Raw genomic sequence first — 25,628 nt, forward strand, 5'->3', positions numbered from 1 at the left:
GGAGCCTTTTGGCTCATGGCATTACGACAATTCCAAGCATTCCTTGATGATGTAGCAACTATTCGCTTGGTCATGGAAAAACGATTCGACTCCGAACATATGAGCTTCTCACTCGAATCAAATGATGCTACGTCTCAACTTTTTATCCATTCCTGTCTAGAAGTAGATAATCTCGTTATCTATTATCTAACCAGCCTCCATGCATTGACATTGGACAAGGACTATACCATCTACGACCAGGACCGTAATAAAGCTGAACTCGGCTATGGTCATATCGTTCGCTCTACACTTTTTGAACAAAGTTATACATACAATGGGCAAGACTTGGGAGCAACCTATCGACCAGAGGCAACAACCTTTAAGTTATGGGCACCTATTTCTAAGCAAGTTTTTCTTGTTCTAGAAGGAAACCCACATGCAATGACTAAGGGAGCAAAAGGAGTTTGGGAAATTACTGTTGAAGGAGACCTAGAAGCGCACAGCTATCACTATCTCCACAAAGTAAACGGTGAATGGATTTCCGTTCACGATCCCTACGCCCTGTCTTCCACAGCCAACTCAGGTGACAGCTACGTTATCAATCCAGATAAACTTCATAAAATCCGTCGTGCTAAGACCCAACGACCTATCTCTCAGGCCATTATCTATGAAATGAGCGTCCGTGATTTCTCATGGCAAAAAGAAGCTGGTTTCAAGCATCGCAGTCAATTTCTCGGATTGACAGAGTCTCCTACCATGGATGGAATGAAGCTAGGAATGGATTACATCAGAGAACTAGGCGTTACCCATATTCAATTATTGCCTGTTTATGATTTTGGCAGTGTGGATGAAAATAAACCCCAAGCTGTTTACAACTGGGGCTACGACCCTATGCAATACAATCTGCCAGAAGGTTCCTATTCTAGCCAACCAAATGATCCTTACGCACGTATTCTAGAGCTACAAGAAGCTATTCAGGCCTACCATGATGCAGATATTTCCGTTATTATGGACGTTGTTTACAACCACGTCTATCATGCTGAAAAGTACGCATTTGAGCTCATCGTTCCAGGCTACTTCTATCGCTATGATGACCACGGCATGCGAACAGACGGGACATTCTGCGGTAACGACGTTGCCAGCGAGCGCAGTATGGTCCGCAACTACATCAAACAATCCCTTCGCCAATGGCTAGAACTCTATGGTTTTGATGGCTTCCGTTTCGACCTTATGGGGATTTTAGATAGCGAAACAATCAACCAGATTCAAACTGAATTATCTGCCATTCACCCAAATGTCTACCTCTATGGCGAAGGCTGGAAAATGGCAACAGGCCTCGAATTTGAAAAGCTGGCTCATCAGTACAATGCAGAGCAGTTACCTGAAATCAGCTTCTTCAACGACGATTACCGTGATACCTTTAAGAAACTCTTACTCAAGCCAAACCGTCTAATAGATAAGCAATTACACGAAAAGGTACAACATCTCCTGACTGGTAGCCGATTAAGCCATTTCTTAACGCCTCAACAGTCCCTCAACTACATCGAATGCCATGATAATGCTACAGCATTTGACTATTTCCATATTGAGAATCCAAACTGGACACCTCAACAGCAAAAACGTGCTGCAAGTTTTGGTCTCCAGCTCATCTTAATCTCTCAGGGTATGGCCTTCATTCACAGCGGACAGGAATTTTTCCGTACAAAAGATGAAATAGACAATACTTACAATGTCCCTGACCGTATCAACCGTCTGGACTGGACACGAGCTATTCGTTATAAGGAACATATCGAATTCATTCAGGAATTAATTACCTTCCGCAAAAATAATCCAATACTCAGCCAGGATAACTACGAAAGTATCCAAGAAACTTGTGATTTCTACTGGTTAACTGAATATGTTCTTCGCTATCAAGTGACAAGTGAAGAAAAGACCATTCAATTTATCATCAACTTTGCGGATAGCGACTTTACCTATGAACGTGAAAAAGATAAGACAGTTCTCTACAACTATCCTCCAGTCGAAGAGCGTGATCAGCAAGAAATCACGATTGCAGGACAGAGTATTTGCATTTTAGAAGACAAATAGGACTTTAGACCGATGAAACACGATATAGTCTGAGGTATACTATAGTCAATCCTAAATATTTTTCATAATCTCCTTAAAACTCACTAGTCACGCTGGTGAGTTTTTTTGTGTGACAAAAAAACAACCCAGCATAAAGCTGAGTTGAGGCTCTTTACATCAATTCCATTATCTTCCGACCAATGCGTTCAATGTCATTCTGCATCCCTCTAAGTTCAAAGGTGTCTATAACAGGAAAATTAAATCGCTCAGCATATTGCTTAGCAGTCAGACAATATTGGTTGTTAAAATTGCGATTGCCTGAGCCAACGACACCCAGACAGAGCTCTGCATTGGTCCCCAAAGCGATAAAATCTCCAAGAGGATTGGTCAGAATTTCCACATCTCCGTTGTCCACTCCATTTCCACCTTCTAAGTAGGTTGGTAAAAAGGCGACAAAGGGTGCATCTAGCTGATAGAAAGGAATATCCTGCTTGACCAAATCTTTAACATGGACCAGTTCAACCTCCCAGTCAGTTTGAAATTGGAAAAAGGACTTTAGGCGTTTCACAAAACTTTCTGTATTGCCACTCAAACTGATGTAAACCAAATATATTTTCTTCTTCATACATTTCCTCTTTATATAAAAACACTACATGTAGATTGTAAATACTATTTTACTCCTACATGTAGTGTTTGTCAATCAGTCACTTTCCACAAACCGACCAATAATATTGACGTTGTCAGCTACCGATACAAAGGCTTTGGAGTCTGCCTTTTTCATAATATGCTTGAAATCATTGAACTCTGCACGAGTGATGATGGTAATGAGAATCGTCTTTTGCTCATGGTTATAAGCACCCTCAGCACCGTTGATAATGGTCACACCGCGATTGAGCTTCTTATGGATTTTCTTAATGACTCGTTCAGGATGATTGGTAATAATCATGGCCTGCATCCGTTTTTGTTTCACGAAAATCGCATCTGTCATGCGACTGGAGATAAACAGCGCAACCATTGAATACAGGGCATATTGCCAGCCAAAGGTCATCCCTGCAATCAACATAATCATAATGTTGACAATCAAGGAAATGGAGCCAACTTGACGTCCCGTCTTCTTGCGAATAATAATAGAGACAATATCAGTACCACCACTGGATACATTGTTCCGAAGCGCAAAGCCAATCCCAGTTCCCAGCATGAGACCACCGAAAATAGCATTGACTAACGGATCCGTCGTCAGGGTAACTGGCGGCATAAATTGGATAAAGAAAGAACTGAAGGATACCGTAATAAAGGTAAAGATAGTAAATTTATAACCAATTTTATACCAGGCTAAGATAAGCAAGGGGATGTTCAGACCGTAGTAGACCACCGCAATCGGTACATTCCAACCAGCGTAAGAAGCTGCCAGAGCAGAAACAATTTGTGCAAGACCAGTAACTCCAGACGAATAGACATTCCCTGGTCTAAAGAAAAAATTGACTGCAATACTAGATAGGAGTCCATAAATAATGGACCCCGATATCCGTTCAGCATATTTTTCCCGAGAAATTCCCAAAATGACCGACCAAAACTTATTCTTTCTGGCCTTTCTTAAAAAGCGTACACGCTGTTTTCTGAAAAATTTATTCATTTTCAAGTGTAATGTCTAAAGCCAATTCCTCTAATTGAGCTGATGCAACCGTACTTGGTGCCTGTGTCATCGGATCAGATGCCTTGTTATTCTTCGGAAAGGCGATAACTTCACGAATGTTGTCTTCACCAGCCAATAACATGACAAAACGGTCTAAACCAATAGCCAAGCCTCCGTGTGGTGGGAAGCCGTAGTCCATAGCTTCAAGCAAGAAACCAAACTGCTCATGCGCATCTTCAGCTGAGAAACCAAGAGCCTTGAACATCCGTTCTTGCATGTCTTTTTGGTTGATACGAAGGCTACCGCCACCCAATTCATAACCATTCAAAACAATATCGTAGGCAACTGCACGCACTTGCGCCAAATCACCATCCAAATGGTGAGCTGTTTCTTCCGTTGGCAAGGTGAATGGGTGGTGGGCACTCATGTAGCGACCTTCTTCTTCCGACCACTCAAACATTGGCCAGTCTACAATCCAGAGGAAGTTGAATTTGCTTTCGTCAATCAAACCTTGCTCTTTTGCTAAGCGGTTACGCAAAGCTCCCAGGGTATTGTTGGTTACTTCCAATTCATCTGCCACAAAGAGGACCAGGTCCTTATCTTCAAGTTGTAAACTTGTTGTCAAGTTTTCTGTAATGTCTGTCAAGAACTTAGCAACTGGGCCCGCTAATTCTCCCTTATCAACCTTAACCCAAGCAAGTCCCTTGGCACCAAATTGTTTGGCGTATTCTGTTAATTTGTCAATGTCTTTACGTGAGTAGCTATCCGCCGCACCCTTGACTACAATTGCTTTGACAACTGGTGCTTCTGAGAAGACCTTAAAGTCAACTTCCTTGACAAGTTCTGTCAAGTCTTGCAAAAGCATCTCAAAACGAGTATCTGGTTTATCTGAACCATAGAAGTTCATAGCATGGTCATAGGCCATACGAGGGAATGGCAAGGTCACATCGATTCCTTTGGTATCTTTCAAGACCTTAGCAATCAAGCCTTCTACGATGTCTTGGATTTCAACTTCATTCAAGAATGAGGTTTCTAAGTCCACCTGTGTAAACTCAGGTTGACGGTCCCCACGCAAGTCCTCATCACGGAAACACTTAACGATTTGGTAGTAACGGTCAAAACCAGCATTCATCAAAAGCTGCTTAGTAATCTGTGGACTTTGTGGCAGGGCATAGAAATGACCTTTGGACACACGAGATGGTACCAAGTAGTCGCGTGCACCTTCTGGTGTTGACTTAGTCAACATTGGCGTCTCCACATCAATAAATTCCAAGTCATCCAGATAATTGCGAATGCTGTGGGTTACAGCTGCACGTAATTTGAAGTTGTTGAGCATTTCTGGACGGCGAAGATCCAAATAACGGTAACGAAGACGGGTATCATCGCTGGCTTCAATGCCATCTTTGATTTCAAACGGAGTTGTCTTAGCCGTGTTCAACACTGTCAAGCTGGTTACTTGCAGTTCAACAGCTCCTGTCGGGATATTGTCGTTAGCTTGCTCACGCTCCACAACCGTTCCTGTTACTTCGATAACAAACTCGGAACGAAGACTCTCCGCTTTTGCCATCACTTCAGCTTCAACTGACTCAGGGTTAATCACCAATTGCATAATGCCTTCACGGTCACGCAAGTCAATGAAAATCAGACCACCCAAGTCACGACGACGGCCAACCCAACCTTTCAAAGTAATTTCCTGTCCGACATGTTCTTTACGAACACGTCCAGCGTACATAGAACGTTTCATTTTCTTCCTCTTTTACTGATTTTATACCTATTCATTCTACCATAAAATGGCTGATTTTTGGGGGAAATTGCCGAGAAAAATCTAAGAAACTGTATTCACCGTCCAGCAGACCTATCTTAGACTTTTTATTCAGATACTCAGCCTTATTTTTTCTAAAAATACAGGCCGTATTCCTTCAAAAAACGATCTCTTATATGACATTACTTGTGAAAAAAACCAGCCTTAAACGACTGGTTTAGTATAAAGCATATCTAAATGAGGAATACCGTCCTCTAAATAGACTTCTGAAACTGGCTCAAAACCTAACGAACTATAGAACTTTTCTAAATGGGCTTGGGCACCGATTTTAATCTGACTTTCTTTCCATTCGTTTGTAATAAAGTGAATTGCCTGCCCCATCATTGGTCGACCTAAACCTTTGCCACGATGACTTGACTTGATGACCACACGACCGATGGAAACTTCATCATAACTTAGACCAGCTGGCAAGATTCTCAAGTAAGCCACTAACTCTCCTTCATCAGTTCCCAAAAGATGAAGACAGTTTGGATCCTTTCCATCAACTTCAGGATAGGGACAGGCCTGTTCAACAACAAAGACATCAACTCTCAGTGTCAAGATACCGTAAAGTTCCTGTAAACTTAATTGGTCAAATGCTTTTATTTCCCACTGCATAGCTTCCTCCTAGGGCAAGATGTTGCCTGCACTTTTATATATTTCGTACCATTCTGGCCGAGTCAAGGTAATCTGACTAGCTTGTGCAATCTTGATCAAACGATCTGGATTCATGGACCCAACAATGGTTTGAATCTTTGCTGGATGACGCAAAATCCAAGCTACGACAATTGTTTCATGTGAAACATTGTATCGCTCTGCTATTTCCCCAATGGTCTGGTTTAAAAGAGCATAATCTGGATGGTTGGCAAAAATACCTCGTTGCAAATCAATCAAGAAAGGAGACCAGGCTTGGATAGTGATTTTTTTAAGCTGGCAATAATCAATCAGCCCACCATCACGCATAGTCGCAGCATCATCTTTCATATTGACATGTAATCCAGCATCAATCAAAAGCGTGTGAGCAGGAGATAGCTGCAATTGATTAACTGCAAGCGGTTGATTGATATAGGATTGCAATAACTCCATTTGGTAAATATTCTGGTTGCTGACGCCAAAATGATGAACCTTCCCTGTTTTTTTCAAGAGATAAAAGGCTTCTGCCACTTCCTCTGCTTCCATTAAAGCATCTGGTCTATGCAAGGCGAGAACATCCAAATAATCTGTATCCAAACGCTTCAAAATCCCATCTACAGATTCCAAAATATAGTCTTTTGAGAAATCAAAATAGCCTTTACGAATGCCACATTTTGATTGGAGAAGCATGTCCTCACGTTTCAATCCTGCCAATTTTGCTCCCTGAGCAAAACGGATTTCTGACTCACCACCACCATAAATATCTGCATGATCGAAAAAGTTGATTCCCTGCCCAACGACTGTATCTAACACTTTAGCAGTTTCCTGCTCTGTCAAACTAGCCATTCGCATACAGCCTAAAGCAATTCGAGGAACCTGTAAACCTGTCTGTCCTAATTCTTGCATATGTCTTCTCCTTGTAAGCGTTTTTCTTCTATTCATTATAACAGAAAAACTCAGCCGAAACTGAGTTTTAGTTAAAACCATAAATTCTTTTCGCGATTTTATAGACAGCATTGGAAATTTTTCGGCCTGGATACCCGTATAGGTTAGTTAATTGCCCGAGTAACCCTTTTCGAACGATTTTAAAGAGAGCTGGATTGTTATCACGAATATAGTGCCATAATTCCTGCTTTTTCATCATATGCTCAGCTGTTCCAGCACGATTGAGAAGGGCACAGGAGATAATGGTCGTAATTTCCACGTGATTGAGCAAATAACTTCGTAAATCAGGATTATCAATCGCCTCCAAGTCTAAATTATCCACTAAGATCCGATTAACTTTTAACTGCTGGTCAATGCGCTTAATCATGACGGATTCATTGACAGACTGGTCATTTCGCCCAATAAAGTAACGATAAAAATCTACTGGCAGATAGTACATGGTTTTCACAGCCTGTAAAGGGGTAAACACGAAAATATTATCCACATAGAAAGTATGCTCTGGTAGAACGAGACCAACCTCACGCAATAAATCTGTCCTGTAAATCAAGGAATGCATCATCATGTATTGACCCTTGGAAAAGGCACCCACATCCTCCCAACCGAAGATACGGTTCTCAGGTAGAGTGGATTGATAAGACATGGATTTTTTACGAGATTGCCCCTCTTTTTCATAAACAAAATTGGAAATGAAGGCATCAACTGGCGTATTTTCGTCTTCCAATGCCTGCAAACTCTCTAGGATCTTCAAATAGGCTCTGGTATCAACCCAGTCATCTGAATCTACAACTTTAAAGTACTTCCCCTTGGCCTCACGTATCCCTGTATTAACAGCTCCGCCATGGCCCTTATTGTCCTGATAGATGGCACGTACGTTTGAAAATTGATTCTCTAGTCCCTCTGCGATTTCCTGAGTCCGATCGGTCGAACCATCGTTGATAATCAGAATTTCAACCTTGTCACCACCCATTACAAGGGAATGAACACAGTAATGAAGGTAAGCATCCGAATTATAACTCGGAATGGCAATACTTACTAAGGTCATCTTTCTCTCCATTTGACACAATTTGTTACTATTTTATCACATTTTCAGGAAAGTTGCTGAGCATTTTTATTTGTAAAAACAGACCTACTCAGACAGTTACTAAGGCATAGCTTATTCACAACCTGTGGAAAAGTTGTGGATTTCTTCAATAATCTGTGGAAAACTATTGGACAAAATCTTTTTCTGTTTTAATCTCTAGTTTTTCCACATCTCGACCTTGACTCCGTTTTATAATCACATCAAGATAATCAGCCAAGAAACTTCTCGGTGATGCTGCTTGCAAGGTCTGATAGGCTTGGCTAGGAAATACCATCTCTTCAAGCCAAGTCTGATCCAATTTTTCTCCTGAAAAATAAGCACGATTGGCTGGCATGATAAATTGTGAAATTGCATCTGCCGTCTCGCCATCATACCAACGTTCATCGTTCAACACATTGTGGACCATGATGTCACTGGTATTGTCAAAGACGGTTTGTAAGTACTTTACGTGATCCTGCAAATTTGGATCACTAGGTTGGTGTTTTTCTGTCCACGAAGCCATATCAAGTTGAGTTTTTTGATAGCGAATGCTTGTATCATCAAGGCTCAATTGGCCGATAACAGCTGGGTAAATAGAAAATGCTCCATTGACCACTTCAGTATAGTTAACTTGTCCCAAGTCTTCCTTAACAATATTCTGAGAATGAGTGTGGCCTGAAAAACCAAATTGAATGCCATATTGATTGAACAAGGCCTTCAAATCGGCAGCATTATCCAAAGTATAGCCTTTTGAGAGCATGGCATGCTGTTGCAAGACATTGTGATGAACAACAGGTATCAAGCTCACTCCAGCTTCCTTGGCTGCCTGAAGCTGTACATCTATCCAATCCAAGGTCTCTTTTTTGATACGTCCATTTGTTGGAGGAGCTCCTTTACCGTAGCCGTCAGAGTAGATGTTACTGTCTATCATCAGAAACCAAGCATTGGAAAACGGCTTAGCCAGATAGCTCAATGAAGCTTTATCACGACTGCTAGCTTGTTGATAACCATGATCGTCAAATATATCTGAAAATTGCTGAGCGGTGACCTGATCCGTCCCTATCTGCTGGTCTCCTTTAAAGGCCCTAGCCCAACCACTGGCAATATCATGGTTGCCAGGAATGACCAGAACCTCCGTTCCTTTTTCTTCAATCTGGGTAAAATACTGCGCCAATTCAACCATGCTCTGCTTTTCACCATTGAGAGTCAAATCCCCACTGACTAGTAACAAGGACGGTTGCTCACGCTCAACCTGCTCAACCAAGGCCTCCATCCGCTCATTTCCATAACGTAAATCCTTGCCAGCAGCTGTTTTTTCGATATAGGATAAAGCCTCTCCATCATCAAATAAATCCTGTGACAAATAATGCAAATCTGTGATAATCCAAATTTTATCTTGGTCTCTTAGTTCAGCCTCGACATAGGATTGCTGATGCTGGCAAGCAATAGCAGACCAAATCAAAACAATGGCTGCAATAGCTCCTAGCAATAATACTATTTTCTTCTTCATACCTTAAAAGTATATCATCTTAGATGAATGGCTACAATACAAAAAGAGGAGCTAGACTGTAGCCAACCCCTCATATTAAAATTTATTTCTTAGCAAATCCAGCTGCTTGTTCACCAGCCTGACGACCAAATACGATGATGTCTGCTACAGCATTACCACCAATACGGTTTTGACCATGAACACCACCAGTTACTTCACCAGCAGCATAAAGACCAGAAATTGCTGAACCATCTGTTTTCAATACTTCAGTATTGGTATTGATTTTCACACCACCCATTGTATGGTGAACACCAGGTGCAACTTTAATGGCATGGTAAGAACCAGTATTCAAAGCATGGTCCATACCTGATGTACGACCAAATGCCGCATCATTCTTATCTGCTACAGCCTTGTTCCAAGTATCAAGTGTCGTTTGAAGTGTATCCGCAGGTAGGTCAATTTCCTTAGCCAAATCTGCAAGTGTAGCACCCGTTTTTACAAGACCTTTTTCTTCGTATTGAGCAATAGCTTTCACACGATCTTTCAAGGCATCATCAAAGATAACATAAGCATAGTTTGGCTCTAAGCTATTGATAGCCGCAGAAACTTTATCACGAGTTTCCAATTCGTTAACAAAACGCTCACCTTTTGAATTGACAAGGATAGCACCCTCACCACGAACAGCTTCCGTAATCAAGTAAGAAGTTTCTTGCTCAACAGTTGGGTGAATTTGGATTTGTTCCATATCAACAGTCGCAGCACCTTCTGATTCGGCAAGTACAATACCATCACCTGTTGAACCTTCTTGGTTAGTAGTGACATAACCTTCAAGTGCTGGATTGAATTTAGCAACCATATCTAAGTCCGCACCGAAACCACCTGTAGCCAATACAACTGCTTTTGCAGAAACTTTCTTCGTTTCACCAGCAATCTTCACTTCAACACCTGTTACAACTCCATCTTTATCTTGAAGTTTCGTAACATCTGCATTTACAAAAATTGGTACTTCACGTTCAACAAGATTGTGGTAAAGACCATTTACTAAGTAGCCACCAACAGCTGAACCATCTGCTGGACGGTGGGTACGTTTCTCACTCATACCACCAGTTGTAGTTAGATTGCTAAGAGTGATCCCCATTCCATCCAACCAGTCAATTGCACTAGCAGAATGATCTACAAGATAACGAAGTAGTTCAGGATCGTTTGTACCCTTACCACCTTTAAGGGTTTCTTCGTAGAATTTATCGTTTGTATCAGCAATACCTTCTGCTTCTTGGAATTTAGTCTGTGAAGCATTCATACCAGCTGATGATTTAGCCGTATTACCACCGATAACAGGCATTTTCTCCAAGAGAGCAACACTAGCACCAGCGTCTTTAGCTGAAATAGCTGCCGACATACCTGCACCACCAGAACCAACGACGATAACATCATAGCTATCTTTCAACTCAGATGGATCTGTATAAACTTTCTCAGATGCACCTGAAACAGCTTCTTCTGAAGAAGATGAAGTTGAAGATGAGGATGTCGCTGTATTCTCAGACTTACCCCCACACGCTACTAAAAACACCACAGCAAGTAGACTCATTAGTAAGCCTAACCAAGCTTTCTTTTTCATGATAAACCTCCAATTTTTATCCGATATTAGTATTATATAAGATTGTGAAATGTTTTTCAATCTGTTTTGCAATATTTTTCACAAATATGAACAAAAAAATGTATGATATTCGCTTCATACATTCTTAGAACTATTTACTGCCCTTGAAGAGCTAGAAAATTCTCTATTTCAGATAGCGTTGCTTGACTCCCTTTACGAAGTATTCCAGATAATTTACCTGATTTATAGTAGGTTAAGCTAGGAACCGTAGCAAGACCTTGACTCTGTCGAAATTGTTGTATTTTTCCATTCGGATCCGACTCGCTATCTAAATAGTAGATAGTCGCATGTGATTGCTCTACTGCCTCTGTTAATTTAGGAACGAAGTCACGACAATAAGGACATGTCTCACGACCTATGTATAATATAAATTCTTCCTCGTCTTGGATTTTTTGCTCCACTTCATCTATCGAAATAGCCTGATAACTCTTTACAGCCTTCACGTAGTCTGATTCATTTGGTACAGCCGCTGATTGAGATAAAAAGAATGCCCCACCTACGACCAAAATAGCTAATAGCACTAGCAAAAAATACTTACGCCACATAATCCCTCCTCAAATACAGACAAAAAGCCCTTGTAAATAGGGCTTTTAAAATATCTATACAAATCTTAGAGCATTTTGTTGTAGAATTCTACGACAAGAGCTTCGTTGATTTCTGGGTTGATTTCGTCGCGTTCTGGCAAGCGAGTCAATGAACCTTCAAGCTTTTCAGCATCGAATGATACGAAAGCTGGACGTCCAAGAGTTGCTTCAACAGCTTCAAGGATAGCTGGAACTTTGATTGACTTCTCACGAACTGAGATCACTTGACCAACTTCAACGCGGTATGAAGGGATGTCAACGCGTTTGCCGTCAACAAGGATATGACCGTGGTTTACGAATTGACGTGCTTGACGACGAGTAGTTGCCAAACCAAGACGGTAAACAACGTTGTCCAAACGACGCTCCAAAAGAAGCATGAAGTTGAAACCAAGAGTACCTTGTTTGATTTTAGTAGCTTGTACGAACAAGTTACGGAATTGTTTTTCACCTAAACCGTAAGAGAAACGCAATTTTTGTTTCTCAGCCAATTGCAAACCGTATTCTGACAATTTAGAACGGTTGTTTGGTCCGTGCTGACCCGGTACGTAGTTACGACGTGCCAATTCTTTACCTGTACCTGTCAATGACAAGCCAAGACGACGAGCTTGTTTCCAAGATGGTCCTGTATAACGTGACATAGTTATGTCCTCCTAAAAATAAAAATTTCCGTCATTTCGTTTCTCTTTTATTACGTCGTTAAGTCGGCTTGGCATACCTCAGTATAGCCTGCACCTCCTTGCCTAGTACTAAAAGGAAACAAAAAGACCTGTCTGTAGGAAATAACGTTTTAAGCAAACCTGATTCGTGCAGGAGGCCTTCATCGAAACAGCAACGATTACTCTTCTTGCTGACCTTCTGTTGACGAGCTTCATTTTGCCCTGCTGTTATTTCACACAAAGGTTAGTATAGCACAAAAAAAAGGCTCTGTAAAGCCTTTTTCATCGTTCTTATTGCATTTCTTCCAATAATTCGACCAGCTTATCCTTTTGAACCTGTCCTGCAAAAGAAACCTTGAGGGTTCCATCACTATTGATGAGAATATGTGTCGGAAAAGCAGCAATACCAAAATGTGTCATAGCCTGATTTTTTGTATCAAACAAGACTGGATAGGTCGCTCCTAACTCACTAGCCTTCTCCAAAATCTCATCCTTACTCACATCCGAAGGATTGGTATTTCCAAACTCAGCATCCTCAGGTGATGTAATTGACAAAAAGACAAAATCTTCCTTATCCTTGTACTCTTGGTAAACTTCCTCCAATTCAGGAATTTCCCTCTGACAAGGACCACACCAGGTTGCCCAAACATTGATGTAAATCTTTTTTCCCTTGTAATCCGCTAGATTGACATCATTTCCATCCTTATCCTTTAGGGAAAAATCTAGCGTGACTGGTTGATTGACCTGTAAAGTCGACTCAGTAGAAGACGGACTGACCAATGGTAAGAGAGAGCAGGCAGTCAAAACAAAGCAGGAAACAAGTAAGCAAACGACAATTGATACCAACTTTTTCATAAATAAATCCTTTCTATCCTACTGGAAAAAACGCACAAGATGTTGGAAGAAACCTGTTAAAATACTCAAGCCTATCAAGAGCAATAAATAGCCTGAAATACGCTTAGTCCAAGCCAAATAGTGCCGATTGTTCTTGAAGAAAGCCAACATTTTCTGAGAAAAGAAGGCAACCAAAATAAAGGGAAGAATAAAGCCAAGACAATAGACCAACAGCAAGATACCGCTCAACCAACCCTGCTGACTGCTAGCATAAATAAAAACAGATGCCAGAATAGGTCCTATACATGGAGTCCAAGAAAAACTAAAGGTAAAACCCATCAGGAAAGCTAGAAATGGAGTGACCTGTTTTCCTGCTTGGTACACCTTATTTTTAGCAGAAAATTCACGCTCTAACACGGGAATATTGAACCAACCCAACTGCAAAATTCCCATCAGAACAATCAATAGACCACTAATAATCTGCAAGACTTGAGCATTTGCTTGTAAGACCCTACTCAGCAAACTAGAGGCAAATCCCAATAAGAAGAAGGTCAGAGCAATCCCAACTACAAAACTCAGCGTATTTACGAGAACCTTCTTCTCTCCCTCTTTCCCCTCAGCTCCACCTGCCAACAAACCAATGTAGATAGGGAGAATGGGCAGAACACAGGGTGATAAGAAAGACAAGAGCCCTTCTGCAAACAGAGCCAGAACTGTAAACCATTGAAATTCCATATAAACTCCTTTCTATCTAGCTCAAAAGACAGTATTGAAAACGTTTTTATGTACTAATATTGTAACACACTGCTTTACCTTAGTCAATATATCGTTTTGTTAAATCATACAAAAAAGCCTGCAATCACAGGCTTCCATTCCTAATCCAAATAATGAATCAAAATCTTTTCTGTCAAAATGTCTGAGTAAGTATAGGATTCTACAAAAGTATTGTTTGGGTCTTCAAACTCTACGATAAAGAGAGACTGATAAACCTCCACAATACGCCCCTGCTTATTCTTCTCACGCTTACGGCCATTTTCAAGGGTCAACTCGACAATCTGTCCCTCATGATCCTTAATATCCTGCTTGATCTGCTTCATTTTAGCAACATCTGTAAATGCATCACTCATTCTCTATCCATCCTCTCTCTTGGAAATACTTGCAAATTTATTGTATTCTTTTTGGAACATCAGTTCCACGGTACCACGCGCACCGGAACGGTTTTTCTCGATGATAACTTCAACCGTATTATTGGGAATGCCGCCGTCTTCCTGCTCACCGCGCTCATAATAATCATCACGATACAAGAAGGCAACGATATCCGCATCCTGCTCGATAGATCCCGATTCACGAATATCAGATAGAACAGGTCTCTTATCCTGACGTTGCTCCACACCACGCGACAACTGACTGAGGGCGATAACAGGAACTTTCAATTCCTTGGCCAAAATCTTCAACTGACGGGAAATCTCTGAAACCTCTTGTTGCCGGTTTTCCCGACCTGTTCCCGTAATCAACTGAAGATAGTCAATCAAAATCAAGCCCAGATTCCCAGTCTCCTGGGCCAACTTCCGCGAACGCGAACGGATTTCCGTAATCTTGATACCTGGTGTATCATCAATATAGATACTAGCCCGAGCCAGGTTAGCTTGAGCCACCATGTACTTATTCCATTCTTCCTGCGTCAAATGCCCCGTACGAATAGCCCTCGAATTGATAACTCCCTCAGAAGCGAGCATACGGTCAACCAAGCTTTCTGCACCCATCTCCAAAGAGAAAATAGCAACTGTCAAACCTAGTTTTGTACCGATATTTTGCGCAATATTGAGAGCAAATGCCGTCTTACCAACCGCAGGACGAGCCGCAAGAATAATCAACTCTTCCTCATGCAGACCCGTTGTCATAGCATCAAGAGCAGGATAGCCAGTTGCAATCCCTGTAATATCCGACGTCTGCTTAGCACGAGTTTCAAGGTTGTCAAAGTTGATATTCAAGACATCATCAATCCGCTTGAAACCACTTCGACTGGCTCCCTCACTGACATCAATCAAAGCTTTTTCAGCATTGGCAATAATGTCATCTGAACCATCCGCACCCTCATAAGCCTGATTAACTGCATCCGTCAAACGGGCAATCAGTTTACGGAGATTAGACTTTTCAGCAACAATCTTGGCATAGAATTCCGCATTGGCTGCCGTCGGCACGGAACTAATGATTTCAGCCAAATAGGCCAAACCACCGATATTTTCCAAATCACCATGGTTCACTAAATAGTTACGCATGGTAGTCGCATCAATTGCCTCATTTCTATCAGAAAGAGCAATCATAGCTTTAAAAATTAGCTTATGAGCATGTTTGAAAAAATCTTCAGCTTCGATGTATTCACGAACGAAGACCAGCTTGCCTTCATCAAGGAAAATAGCTCCTAATACCGATTGTTCAGCTAGAATATCCTGCGGTTGCACCCGCAATTCATCCAACTCTGCCAAGATCTCACCTCCTCACTGGCTAGATAAATAATTAAGCTTCCTTAATACTCAAATTAATGATGCCTGTTACATCTTGATAGATTTTGACAGGAACATCAATCAAACCAAGGGCGCGAATTGGGTGGTCTAATTGGATATGACGTTTGTCAATCTTAATACCAAATTGTTTTTCCAATTCTTCAGCAATTTTCTTGCTAGTGATAGAACCAAAGGTACGACCATCTGGACCAACTTTTTCGACAAATTTCACTAAAGTAGCTTCCTCAGCCAACTTAGCCTTGATAGCCTCTGCTTCTGCAATCATCTCTGCATGAGCCTTTTCCTTAGATTTTTCCTGACCACGAAGGGCGCTAATCGCTTGGTTTGTTGCTTCCTTAGCCAAATTTTTCTTAATCAAGAAGTTTTGGGCGTAACCTGTTGGAACTTCCTTAATCTCACCCTTTTTACCTTGACCTTTAACATCTGCTAAAAAGATTACTTTCATATCTGTTCTCCTAATTTCCATTTATTTCTTCGCGGATTTTATCCGTCAACTTTTCACATACTTCTGCGATTGTCTGATCATATACCTGAGCGGCAGCCAGGTTAAAGTGGCCACCTCCGCCCATTTCTTCCATAATGCGTTGAACATTGATTTTACTATGACTCCTTGCAGAAATAGATACATACCCTTTGGTATTTCTTGTTACAACGAATACCGCCTCAATTCCTGCCATGTCCAATATTGTATTGGCAGCCTTACTCGGAATAATATTATCGTATTCTTTAGTATCATCTGCACACGCAATAACAACATTGGACTCAATTCTCTGCCCACTTAAAATTAGTTCATTGATTTGACGATATTCCTCAAAATCTGTCGCAGCAATCTGCTGGATTTCCAAGCTATCGCTACCACGAGTCCGCAAGTAACTAGCCACATCAAAAGTACGACTAGTCACACGAGAGGTGAAATTTTTTGTATCAAGCATAACCCCAGCCATCAATAAACTAGATTGAATGCGATTAAGTTTATGGTGTTTGTCATTCTGGAACTGAATTAATTCCGTTACTAACTCACTCGCAGAACTAGCACCACTCTCTATATAAGTCAAAACTGCATTATTTGGGAAATCTGTATCGCGACGATGATGATCAACCACCACAACCTGAGTAAATTGGTCATAGAAATCCTTATCCAAAGTCAAGCCAATCTTTGAATGATCTACCATGATTAACAACGACTGGAAAGTGACCATCTTCATGGCTTCCTCAACCGTTAGCAAATTAGAACAATTTTCATCACTCAACTTCTTGATAGCACGTGCAATATCTGGTGCCATTTCATCAGGATTATAAACCGTATAGGCATTATTCATGATATTTTGGGCAAAATATTGCATCCCGACTGCTGAACCCAGAGCATCCATGTCCAAATTACGGTGTCCGACAACAAAGACAGCATCCACCGATTTTAGCTTATCAGATACGGCTGTCATCATAGCACGCGTTCGAGTACGAGTACGTTTTACTGATGAAGCTGAACCTCCGCCAAAGAAAAGCGGTTGCTTGCTCTCGTCATTTTCCTTGACAACCACCTGATCTCCGCCACGAACCTCAGCCATATTGAGATTTTGGAGCGCAACCTGTCCGATTTGGTGATGATTTTCATTACCATACGCCAATCCCATGCTCAAAGTCAAACCTAAATCTAACTTTTTAGCCTCCTCGCGGAACTTATCAATAACTGAAAATTTATTCTCTATCAATTTTTCCAACACAGCATAATCTGTAAAGAAATAGAATCGATCCATTGTGCCGCGTCGGTAGTAGATACCGTAATCATGGCAAAATTCCGAAACAAATTGAGCCAAGAAGGAATTGACTTGGCTAATCTGTGAATCAGATACCGTGTCCTCGAGTTCATCATAATTATCAACTGAAATAATCCCTATAACAGGACGGCTTCCGATCAAACTATTTGTCGCTGAATACTCTGTCGACGCATCAAAAAAGTAAAATAACCCTTGATCAAAATCAACGTTAACAGCGTATCTCTTGCCTGAAAAGTTTGCATAAATTCGCTCCTCATCCAGACCAACGTCAATAATTTCACGTAGTTTTTTTTGATCAAACTCACCATTTTCTTGAGCAAAAATCAGCTCAGCAAAGGGATTAAACCATTCTACCTGATTACTATCTGGTCGAACTTTGATAACTCCCACTGGCATTTTATCCAAGAGCATCATCAAACCAGAATTGGCCTGATTATTGAGATATTCAATCTGTTCTATCTCACTAAATTCATAAGAATGTTTTTGATAAATAAACAGCGCAATCAACACCAATAGGCTGATGAGTAGCGCAAAAACTGTACTGGCACCAATTGGAAAAAATCGGTGGACAAGAGCCACCAACCCAAATAAAATGACACCTATCATGACAAAGTGAATTGTCGAAAATCGAAATCTTTTCATCACTAACCTCTGCCTGCCATTCTACCACAAATCACAAGAAATTGCTAGTTTTCGCTAGCACGCATAAGAAAAGAACAGCCTTAGTGACTGTCCTTTGATTTGTTTTTAGAAATGGAACGACTGCGTCCTTCCAGGTAGACCATGAGAATGGATATATCCGCTGGATTGACACCGGAAATCCGACTAGCCTGGCCAATGGTTTCTGGTGAAATCAGCTTGAACTTCTGACGAGCCTCGGTCGCAATGGAGTCAATATCATCCCAGTCAATGTCGGCTGGAATGCGTTTTTCTTCCATACGTTTCATCTTCTCCACCTGATCCAAGGCCTTGGCAATGTAGCCTTCGTACTTGACCTCTGTTTCAATCAATTCAATGGTCTTGGCGTCCAAATCCTCTGCCGCAGGACCGATAAAGGCTACCGCATCTGCGTAAGTCACATCTGGACGACGCATGAATTCCTTGGCAGTCAAAGCGTCTGTCAAAGGCTTGAAGCCCATAGCAACAACTTTTTCGTTGGTTTCCTTGATTGGCTTGAGTTTGATAGACTCCAAACGCTTCATTTCATTGTCAAATTGGTTTTTGTGAATCTGGAAGACCTGCCAGCGCTCATCATCCACCAAGCCCACCTGACGACCAATCTCCGTCAGTCGCATATCGGCATTATCATGACGCAAAATCAAGCGGTACTCTGCCCGACTGGTCAAGAGACGATAAGGTTCCACCGTTCCCTTGGTCACCAGGTCATCAATCATAACGCCGATATAACCGTCACTTCGTTTCAAAATCAATTCAGGCTTGCCCTGCACCTTGAGGGCTGCATTGATACCAGCGACAATTCCCTGACCTGCTGCTTCTTCATAACCCGACGTTCCGTTGGTCTGACCTGCTGTAAAGAGCCCTGAAATCTTCTTGGTTTCCAGCGTCGCCCGCAACTGATGAGGCATAACCATATCGTACTCAATGGCATAACCCGTCCGCATCATTTGGGCATTTTCCAAACCTTTAATGGAGTGGATCAAGTCCTGCTGCACATCTTCTGGTAGACTGGTTGACAGCCCTTGAACATAGATTTCATCGGTATTGCGACCTTCTGGCTCTAGGAAAAGCTGGTGGCGTTCCTTATCGGCAAAACGCACAATCTTGTCCTCGATTGATGGACAATAACGGGGCCCAACCCCCTTGACAATTCCTGAAAACATAGGTGCTCGATGAAGATTGCTGTTGATAATCTCATGGCTGGTCGCGTTGGTATAGGTCAACCAGCAAGGAATCTGGTCCTGTAAATAATCCTCGTCCTTGGACAAGAATGAAAAGTGATTTGGCTTTTCATCGCCTGGTTGAATCTCCGTGTCTTCGTAGTTAATGGTACGAGCATTGACACGCGGTGGCGTTCCTGTCTTGAAACGACCGATTTCAAGACCCAATTCTTTCAGATTATCCGCCAGCGTGATAGAAGCTAGGCTATTGTTAGGACCTGACGAATACTTGAGGTCACCGATGATAATCTCACCACGCAAGGCTGTACCCGTCGTCACCACAACTGCCTTGGCTGAAAATTTCTGGTTGGTAGCCGTGCGGACACCGATTACCTTGCCCTCTTCCACCAAAATCTCATCAATCATGGTTTGACGCAGGGTCAGATTTTTCTGACGCTCCACCGTCCGCTTCATTTCTGCTGCATACTCTGCTTTATCCGCCTGAGCCCGCAAGGCACGAACAGCTGGCCCCTTACCCATATTAAGCATTTTCATCTGGATATAGGTCTTGTCAATGTTGCGACCCATTTCGCCACCCAGGGCATCGATTTCCCTCACCACAATCCCCTTGGCAGAGCCACCAATGGAGGGATTACAAGGCATAAAGGCCACCATATCCAAGTTAATAGTTGCAAGCAAGGTCTTACAGCCCATCCGACTGGCTGCCAATCCCGCTTCTACACCTGCATGCCCCGCACCAATCACGATGACATCATAGTTTTCTGCAAATGTGTGTGTCATGTTGTTTTCTCCTTCATGTTCATAATGTGTTTAACTTGTCCACTCCAGTTTGGTAATTCCTGTGCCAGAAAAGCTGGTACTACATCTAAGTTGACAAGGTTGTCAAGTGCAATCCATTCACAAGTTTGCTTCAACTTCCCTTCAATCATCTCCTTAGGCATTTCTCCAATAGGCTCCATGATAAAATGAAACTCGATATTGTGAAAATCTCTGCCTTCCTGTGTAAACTGATTTTCAACGACAAAAGCCAGTTGGTTGACACAACTGTCAACCCCTAATTCTTCTTTGACTTCTCGAACAACCGCAACTTGCGCAGTTTCGTTGACTGCAACCGCACCGCCAATCGTATAATAACGGCCCTTATAATCTTTGGTCAGGAAAATCTTCCCATCTTTTATAATCAATGCAGTGGCACGGACACCGAAAATCTGATTGTCAATTCTGGTCCTAAAATCCATTCTTCCTTCTCTTTTCTAAAATTTCTTCGAGATATGGAACTAAATTTTTCTTGTTTTCATCGCGACTAGTAAACCATATAAAATCAGTATGCTCTTCTGGGTCAAGAAGAATGGTTTTTGGTTGTTCAGGAAGTGTCACTTCATAGACCAGCCTTGTAAATACCGTCTGTTTCTCTACATCAAACTGACTATCTTCATGGATAATGGTCAGATTTTCCTTTTCTATCGAAATACCTGTTTCTTCAAAACACTCTCTCACTGCAGCATCACAGGGCAACTCATTCTCCTCAACACGACCACCTGGGATATCCCAATGCAGCGGAAATACATTCGGCTCTCCACGCTTAATCTGCGAACGCTGAATAATCAAGTGGCTGTCTACAACAGTCAGCAAGACATGGGCAATCAATTTAACCGGCATGGTTTCCTCCGCTACTTTAGTTGTCTTTGTTCATAAAATGCTTTAGTTGTCCGTCCCAGTTGGCTAACTCGGTCTTAAGAAAATCTGGATTGAGATCCAGTTTCTCTAAGTCCGCAAAAGTAACCCATTCACACTGGCGAACAGAATTCCCTTCTTCCAGATTGGTAGCTGGATTAGACAGTGGGGTAACTATATAGAGAAATTCAATCTGATGATAGGATTTCTCCTGCAAGGTGAACTGATTTTCAACGATAAATGCTAGTGGTCCAACCTCCACCTCAATTCCGATTTCTTCTTGTATTTCCCGTTGCACAGCCTCTTCGGTTGTTTCGCCAAGCTGAATGGCTCCACCTAAGGTGTAATATTTCCCCTCAGGTGACTTAACAAGATAAAGTTTCTCATCTTGTACCACCAAGCCCGTCGCACGAACACCGAAGATTTGATTGTCGTGTCTCGTTCTGAAATCCATCTTCTCTCCCCTATAGCAAAAAACAGCCAAAACTCTCGAAAACTGCAGGACAAAAAAGCCTACAATTCCCATGAGCTTTGACCATCATAGTTCTTATTAGAAATATTGTATCAAATCTGCTTCTAAAGTTCAAACCTTATAAGCCGTTAACTTTTCTAAAAGGAGTTTATTCGTCCCGTTTTGATAAATATAATCGACAAACGTTTTTCTTCTTAAAATTTTAGTCAATAGATATTCATTAAAGTTTGGTAAAATTTCCAAAAAAGAGCGTGTTGTCAACTGATGAAGATGCACTAATTCAGTTGCTTCCTTCTTTTTACGTTCAGCATCTTGAACTGGATAGCCTGTATTAAATTCTCCTTCAAATAGTTTTTCTAAGGTATAACGCAAATTCAACTCGCCAGACCAACCAAAATTTAAGCCTAGTGGTAAAGAAACCACATTGCCGTTGTTAATCCGACCAAATAGATAGGCATCCTGAGGGGTTTGCACAAAGCCACAACGTAAACCTGGCAAACTATTGCAAGCCATCATCATTCCTTGTCCAGAAGAACACCCCGTTACAACAAAATCAGCTGCATTTGTTTCAATCAACAGACTAATCATAACAGCTACTTCCATATAGGTGTAGTTTTCTATTTCTTCTGGAAACACGCCTAGATTAACAACATCATGGTGTCCGTCCACTACCTCACAAACTGTGTCAAACAAGAGCTGGTTGATCTCAGTTCTTGTACTAGCTTGAATAACTACAACACGCATTTTCCCCTCCTTTACACATCTGTCAATTAGATTGACAAGCTACTCCTCAATCAAAAATCGAAGACCTTTCGATTTCAAGAACAGTTTTACATCATCTGTCATCAATAACACTGTTCCATCAATCGTTTTTAGATTAGGAAACTGACTCAGTTCTGATTCTGAAATTTTGGTAATATCAAAAAGGTCATCTTCTCTTCCCAATCGCAAAAAATAGCCAAAACTCTCGAAAACTGCAGGACAAAAAAGCCTACAATTCCCATGAGCTTTGACCATCATGATAATTGTTACTCTTATTCTATCAAAAGATTTGTAGAATTTCAAATCTAGTGTTACGCTAACGTTTCAATATATTCTAAGCCCCAAGCCTCAACAGCATCCAGTACCGAACGAAATTTTTCGCCCATCTCAGTCAAGCTATACTCTACACGAGGGGGGACTTCTGCATAGACCGTGCGACTAATAATGTGATCCTCCTCCAATTGTCTAAGGTGTCTTGTTAACATGGTTTGAGTAATACCTGGAATCAGTCGCTGTAATTCATTGAAGCGTTTCGTTCCTGTACTGAGTTGGTAGATAATCACCAATCCCCACTTACCAGTCAAGACTTTTTGTGTTGTTGCAAAAGGGCAAATACCATATTCACTAACTTTTTTCAAAAAAATTCTCCTTTATTTATCACAATAGTATCACTTTTGATACCAACGAATGCAAAAGTACCTACTTGCATAATGGAATGTTTAAGCTATAATTGTACTATATCAAAAAAATTGGAGGACATCAAATGTCAACAAACTTGGAAATTTTTAATGCCTATAACAATGCTCTCATCGCTGGTGATTTTGCAGCTCTTTTTGAAACAATGGCTAATGACATTATCTGGCATCAACCCGGAAATCATTCAACATCTGGTGCTAAAATTGGTAAGGAAGTACTCGGAGCACATCTAGCAACTTTCGCCGAAAAAACAAATGGAACTTTCAAAGTAGTGACAAACTGGGTATCCGATAATGATACTCTTGTTGCCGCTAACGTAACATTCCTCGGTACTCGAACAGATGGTGAAGAACTAAACATGAATGGCATCGATCTTTTCCGTATGGAAAATGGCAAAATCAAGGAAGTTTGGCTCTTCTCAGCCGACCAAAAAGCCGAAGATGCTTTCTGGGGATAAGATAAAAAGCTTAGCATGAGGGTGCTAAGCTTTTATTTTTGATTAAATATACTGACAAGCCACCCCATCCTTGTAGGCCATGTCGATCATACCACCACCCAGACACTTTTGTCCATCATAGAAAACAACGGCTTGGCCTGGTGTGATTGCTCGTTGTGGCTCTGCAAAGATAACTTCTGCCTTGTCTCCTTTTACCTTGACAGTCACTTGACTATCTGGTTGACGGTAGCGGAATTTAGCTGTGCATTCTAGCGTGAATTCTTCAGGCATATCATGTGTAAAGTGCACTTGACTAGCCTGTAAAGAAGTTGACATCAAGGACTCATGATAGAAGCCTTGACCGACATAGAGAATATTTTTTGACAGGTCTTTTCCGACAACAAACCAAGGTTCATTGTCCCCACCGATTTGTCCTCCGATACCAAGCCCGCCACGCTGACCAATTGTATAGTACATAAGGCCTGTATGCTCTCCCATATCACGACCGTCAACCGTCATCATCCGGCCGGGCTGGGCTGGCAAATACTGCCCTAAAAATTCTTTGAAGTTCTTTTCACCGATAAAGCAAATGCCTGTCGAGTCTTTCTTTTTAGCGGTCGCCAAGCCTGCTCGCTCTGCTATTTCCCTTACCTGAGGCTTTTGTAAATGGCCGAGCGGAAACATAGTTTTCTGCAGCTGTTCCTGCGAGAGTTGGCTGAGGAAGTAGGTCTGATCCTTGCCATTATCTGCCCCACGTAGCATATGAACGGTACCGTCTTCGTCGCGTGACACCTGAGCGTAGTGGCCAGTCGCCATATAGTCCGCACCCAAGTTCATAGCGTAGTCCAAAAAGGCCTTGAACTTGATTTCCTTGTTACACATAACATCTGGATTGGGGGTGCGGCCTGCCCTATACTCTGCTAAAAAGTACTCAAAAACGCGGTCCCAATACTCTTTTTCAAAGTTGACAGAGTAGTAAGGAATGCCGATTTGGTCTGCCACTGCAGCCACATCCTTGTAATCTTCTGTTGCTGTACAGAAGCCATTTTCATCCGTGTCATCCCAGTTTTTCATGAAGATACCGATCACATCGTAGCCCTGCTCCTTGAGCAAGAGAGCCGTAACCGATGAATCCACACCGCCACTCATACCGACAACGACACGGGTTTTCGAATTGTCTATTGACATCATTTTCTCCCATCTTTTCGTAGAAATAACGATTTGAAGGTCGTATTCCAAAAATTTTTTCAAAAAACGATTTGAAGGTCGATTTTGAACAACTTGTATTATACCACACAAAAGGTAAGATCGACAGGAATTTGACATGGGAAAGCCCATTCATCTAGGCATATTCTCTAACTGGAAAATTTGGTATAATAGTACCAAGAAAAACGTGAGGATTACTATGACAAACTTAAAATTTCAGTCGGTCTTTGATATTATTGGACCTGTTATGATTGGTCCATCTTCTAGTCACACAGCTGGGGCGGTCCGAATTGGGAAAATAGTGTCTTCTATCTTTGGCGATGAACCAACCGAGGTCGAATTTCAACTTTACAACTCCTTTGCCAAGACCTATCGAGGACATGGCACCGATGTAGCCTTGGTAGCAGGTATTTTAGGCATGGATACAGACGATCCACGTATTCCTGACTCTCTTGATATTGCAAGAGAACGAGGTATTAAGGTTTACTGGCGTGTCAACAAGGATGACAGTAACACGCCACATCCCAATACTACCCGAATTATCATTAAAAACGAGAAGAAGTCTATCTCAGCAACGGGCGTTTCCATTGGCGGAGGCAATATCCAAGTGACCGAGCTCAACGGTTTCTCTGTCAACCTGAACATGAACACACCGACCATTATCATTGTTCACCAAGATGTACCTGGTATGATTGCGAAAGTGACTGATGTTCTTTCTAAGTATGACATCAATATCGCCCAAATGAACGTGACACGTGAACATGCTGGCGAAAAAGCCATTATGATTATCGAAGTGGATGCCCGCCAATGTGAAAATTCGATTGCAGAGATTGAAAAAATTCCACATTTGCACAATGTCACCTTCTTTAACTAGAAAGAGGAAAC

27 protein-coding genes are annotated in these 25,628 nt (G+C 41.7%); 3 read left to right on the forward strand and 24 right to left on the reverse strand.

The annotated features are described in order from the left end of the window. Positions 1 to 15: 15 nt before the first annotated feature. On the forward strand, positions 16 to 2,067 hold the full coding sequence (pulA, locus tag SST111_RS01160) for a type I pullulanase (RefSeq protein ID WP_099809735.1): 2,052 nt from the start codon (positions 16 to 18) through the stop codon (positions 2,065 to 2,067). Between the two features lie 151 nt (positions 2,068 to 2,218). Here pulA and nrdI read toward each other — a convergent pair whose 3' ends face one another. From nrdI to SST111_RS01280, 23 genes are all read right to left on the reverse strand, one after another. Further along, positions 2,219 to 2,671 carry a class Ib ribonucleoside-diphosphate reductase assembly flavoprotein NrdI gene (gene nrdI, locus SST111_RS01165; RefSeq protein ID WP_024407725.1) on the reverse strand — a complete coding sequence of 151 codons (453 nt, stop codon included), beginning with the start codon at positions 2,669 to 2,671 and terminating at the stop codon, positions 2,219 to 2,221. Between the two features lie 75 nt (positions 2,672 to 2,746). Then, complete coding sequence (locus tag SST111_RS01170) at positions 2,747 to 3,685, reverse strand: YitT family protein (RefSeq protein ID WP_099809736.1); 939 nt, start codon at positions 3,683 to 3,685, stop codon at positions 2,747 to 2,749. Beyond that, positions 3,672 to 5,423 carry an aspartate--tRNA ligase gene (aspS, locus tag SST111_RS01175; RefSeq protein ID WP_044758453.1) on the reverse strand — a complete coding sequence of 584 codons (1,752 nt, stop codon included), beginning with the start codon at positions 5,421 to 5,423 and terminating at the stop codon, positions 3,672 to 3,674. Before aspS ends, SST111_RS01170 begins: the two co-directional genes overlap by 14 nt. A gap of 222 nt (positions 5,424 to 5,645) precedes the next feature. Continuing rightward, the gene (locus SST111_RS01180) at positions 5,646 to 6,098 is read right to left on the reverse strand and encodes a GNAT family N-acetyltransferase (protein ID WP_099809737.1); all 453 of its coding nucleotides are present in this window, start codon (positions 6,096 to 6,098) and stop codon (positions 5,646 to 5,648) included. Positions 6,099 to 6,107: 9 nt separating this feature from the next. Beyond that, complete coding sequence (locus SST111_RS01185) at positions 6,108 to 7,019, reverse strand: aldo/keto reductase (RefSeq protein ID WP_099809738.1); 912 nt, start codon at positions 7,017 to 7,019, stop codon at positions 6,108 to 6,110. A gap of 67 nt (positions 7,020 to 7,086) precedes the next feature. After that, positions 7,087 to 8,100, reverse strand: coding sequence for a glycosyltransferase family 2 protein (locus SST111_RS01190; RefSeq protein WP_180274011.1), 1,014 nt, complete (start codon positions 8,098 to 8,100; stop codon positions 7,087 to 7,089). A 163-nt stretch (positions 8,101 to 8,263) separates the two neighbouring features. Then, positions 8,264 to 9,628, reverse strand: a complete 1,365-nt coding sequence (locus SST111_RS01195; RefSeq protein WP_099809740.1) for a metallophosphoesterase — start codon at positions 9,626 to 9,628, stop codon at positions 8,264 to 8,266. A gap of 82 nt (positions 9,629 to 9,710) precedes the next feature. Continuing rightward, positions 9,711 to 11,225 (reverse strand): flavocytochrome c, encoded by a 1,515-nt coding sequence (locus SST111_RS01200; RefSeq protein WP_099809741.1) that lies wholly within the window; start codon positions 11,223 to 11,225, stop codon positions 9,711 to 9,713. A gap of 134 nt (positions 11,226 to 11,359) precedes the next feature. Beyond that, on the reverse strand, positions 11,360 to 11,809 hold the full coding sequence (locus tag SST111_RS01205) for a DUF6568 family protein (protein ID WP_099809742.1): 450 nt from the start codon (positions 11,807 to 11,809) through the stop codon (positions 11,360 to 11,362). A gap of 65 nt (positions 11,810 to 11,874) precedes the next feature. Next, positions 11,875 to 12,486: a 30S ribosomal protein S4 gene (gene rpsD, locus SST111_RS01210; protein WP_002938227.1), complete on the reverse strand. Its 612-nt coding sequence runs from the start codon at positions 12,484 to 12,486 to the stop codon at positions 11,875 to 11,877. Between the two features lie 309 nt (positions 12,487 to 12,795). Beyond that, positions 12,796 to 13,359: a TlpA family protein disulfide reductase gene (locus SST111_RS01220; RefSeq protein ID WP_099809743.1), complete on the reverse strand. Its 564-nt coding sequence runs from the start codon at positions 13,357 to 13,359 to the stop codon at positions 12,796 to 12,798. Positions 13,360 to 13,377: 18 nt separating this feature from the next. Continuing rightward, positions 13,378 to 14,073 (reverse strand): cytochrome c biogenesis CcdA family protein, encoded by a 696-nt coding sequence (locus SST111_RS01225; protein WP_099809744.1) that lies wholly within the window; start codon positions 14,071 to 14,073, stop codon positions 13,378 to 13,380. A 140-nt stretch (positions 14,074 to 14,213) separates the two neighbouring features. Further along, complete coding sequence (locus SST111_RS01230; protein ID WP_002938218.1) at positions 14,214 to 14,465, reverse strand: Veg family protein; 252 nt, start codon at positions 14,463 to 14,465, stop codon at positions 14,214 to 14,216. 3 nt (positions 14,466 to 14,468) lie between these two features. Further along, complete coding sequence (gene dnaB / locus SST111_RS01235) at positions 14,469 to 15,824, reverse strand: replicative DNA helicase (protein WP_002938217.1); 1,356 nt, start codon at positions 15,822 to 15,824, stop codon at positions 14,469 to 14,471. A gap of 31 nt (positions 15,825 to 15,855) precedes the next feature. Beyond that, positions 15,856 to 16,308: a 50S ribosomal protein L9 gene (rplI, locus tag SST111_RS01240; RefSeq protein WP_029179683.1), complete on the reverse strand. Its 453-nt coding sequence runs from the start codon at positions 16,306 to 16,308 to the stop codon at positions 15,856 to 15,858. 10 nt (positions 16,309 to 16,318) lie between these two features. Further along, positions 16,319 to 18,280 carry a DHH family phosphoesterase gene (locus SST111_RS01245; protein ID WP_099809745.1) on the reverse strand — a complete coding sequence of 654 codons (1,962 nt, stop codon included), beginning with the start codon at positions 18,278 to 18,280 and terminating at the stop codon, positions 16,319 to 16,321. Between the two features lie 80 nt (positions 18,281 to 18,360). Then, positions 18,361 to 20,277, reverse strand: coding sequence for a tRNA uridine-5-carboxymethylaminomethyl(34) synthesis enzyme MnmG (mnmG, locus tag SST111_RS01250; RefSeq protein WP_099809746.1), 1,917 nt, complete (start codon positions 20,275 to 20,277; stop codon positions 18,361 to 18,363). Beyond that, positions 20,274 to 20,735, reverse strand: coding sequence for an NUDIX hydrolase (locus SST111_RS01255; protein ID WP_099809747.1), 462 nt, complete (start codon positions 20,733 to 20,735; stop codon positions 20,274 to 20,276). The genes mnmG and SST111_RS01255 overlap by 4 nt, the downstream gene beginning before the upstream one ends. Further along, on the reverse strand, positions 20,725 to 21,156 hold the full coding sequence (locus SST111_RS01260; protein ID WP_099809748.1) for an NUDIX hydrolase: 432 nt from the start codon (positions 21,154 to 21,156) through the stop codon (positions 20,725 to 20,727). Before SST111_RS01260 ends, SST111_RS01255 begins: the two co-directional genes overlap by 11 nt. A 16-nt stretch (positions 21,157 to 21,172) precedes the next feature. Continuing rightward, positions 21,173 to 21,625 carry an NUDIX hydrolase gene (locus SST111_RS01265; protein ID WP_099809749.1) on the reverse strand — a complete coding sequence of 151 codons (453 nt, stop codon included), beginning with the start codon at positions 21,623 to 21,625 and terminating at the stop codon, positions 21,173 to 21,175. Between the two features lie 129 nt (positions 21,626 to 21,754). After that, the gene (locus SST111_RS01270) at positions 21,755 to 22,387 is read right to left on the reverse strand and encodes an RpiB/LacA/LacB family sugar-phosphate isomerase (protein WP_029176231.1); all 633 of its coding nucleotides are present in this window, start codon (positions 22,385 to 22,387) and stop codon (positions 21,755 to 21,757) included. A 39-nt stretch (positions 22,388 to 22,426) separates the two neighbouring features. Next, positions 22,427 to 22,588 carry a hypothetical protein gene (locus SST111_RS12125; protein ID WP_180274012.1) on the reverse strand — a complete coding sequence of 54 codons (162 nt, stop codon included), beginning with the start codon at positions 22,586 to 22,588 and terminating at the stop codon, positions 22,427 to 22,429. A gap of 128 nt (positions 22,589 to 22,716) precedes the next feature. Then, positions 22,717 to 23,043 carry a winged helix-turn-helix transcriptional regulator gene (locus SST111_RS01280; RefSeq protein WP_024389858.1) on the reverse strand — a complete coding sequence of 109 codons (327 nt, stop codon included), beginning with the start codon at positions 23,041 to 23,043 and terminating at the stop codon, positions 22,717 to 22,719. A gap of 125 nt (positions 23,044 to 23,168) precedes the next feature. Between SST111_RS01280 and SST111_RS01285 the strand changes: the two genes are divergently transcribed. After that, on the forward strand, positions 23,169 to 23,558 hold the full coding sequence (locus SST111_RS01285; RefSeq protein WP_099809750.1) for a nuclear transport factor 2 family protein: 390 nt from the start codon (positions 23,169 to 23,171) through the stop codon (positions 23,556 to 23,558). Between the two features lie 42 nt (positions 23,559 to 23,600). Here the strand turns inward: SST111_RS01285 and mnmA are convergent, their stop codons facing one another. After that, positions 23,601 to 24,725 carry a tRNA 2-thiouridine(34) synthase MnmA gene (mnmA, locus tag SST111_RS01290; protein WP_099809751.1) on the reverse strand — a complete coding sequence of 375 codons (1,125 nt, stop codon included), beginning with the start codon at positions 24,723 to 24,725 and terminating at the stop codon, positions 23,601 to 23,603. 217 nt (positions 24,726 to 24,942) lie between these two features. Between mnmA and sdaAB the strand changes: the two genes are divergently transcribed. Beyond that, positions 24,943 to 25,617, forward strand: coding sequence for an L-serine ammonia-lyase, iron-sulfur-dependent subunit beta (gene sdaAB / locus SST111_RS01295; protein WP_099809752.1), 675 nt, complete (start codon positions 24,943 to 24,945; stop codon positions 25,615 to 25,617). The last annotated feature ends 11 nt before the right edge of the window (positions 25,618 to 25,628 follow it).

The sequence above is a fragment of the Streptococcus suis YS161 genome (assembly GCF_002760245.1).
In the GTDB taxonomy this organism is placed as follows: domain Bacteria; phylum Bacillota; class Bacilli; order Lactobacillales; family Streptococcaceae; genus Streptococcus; species Streptococcus suis_I.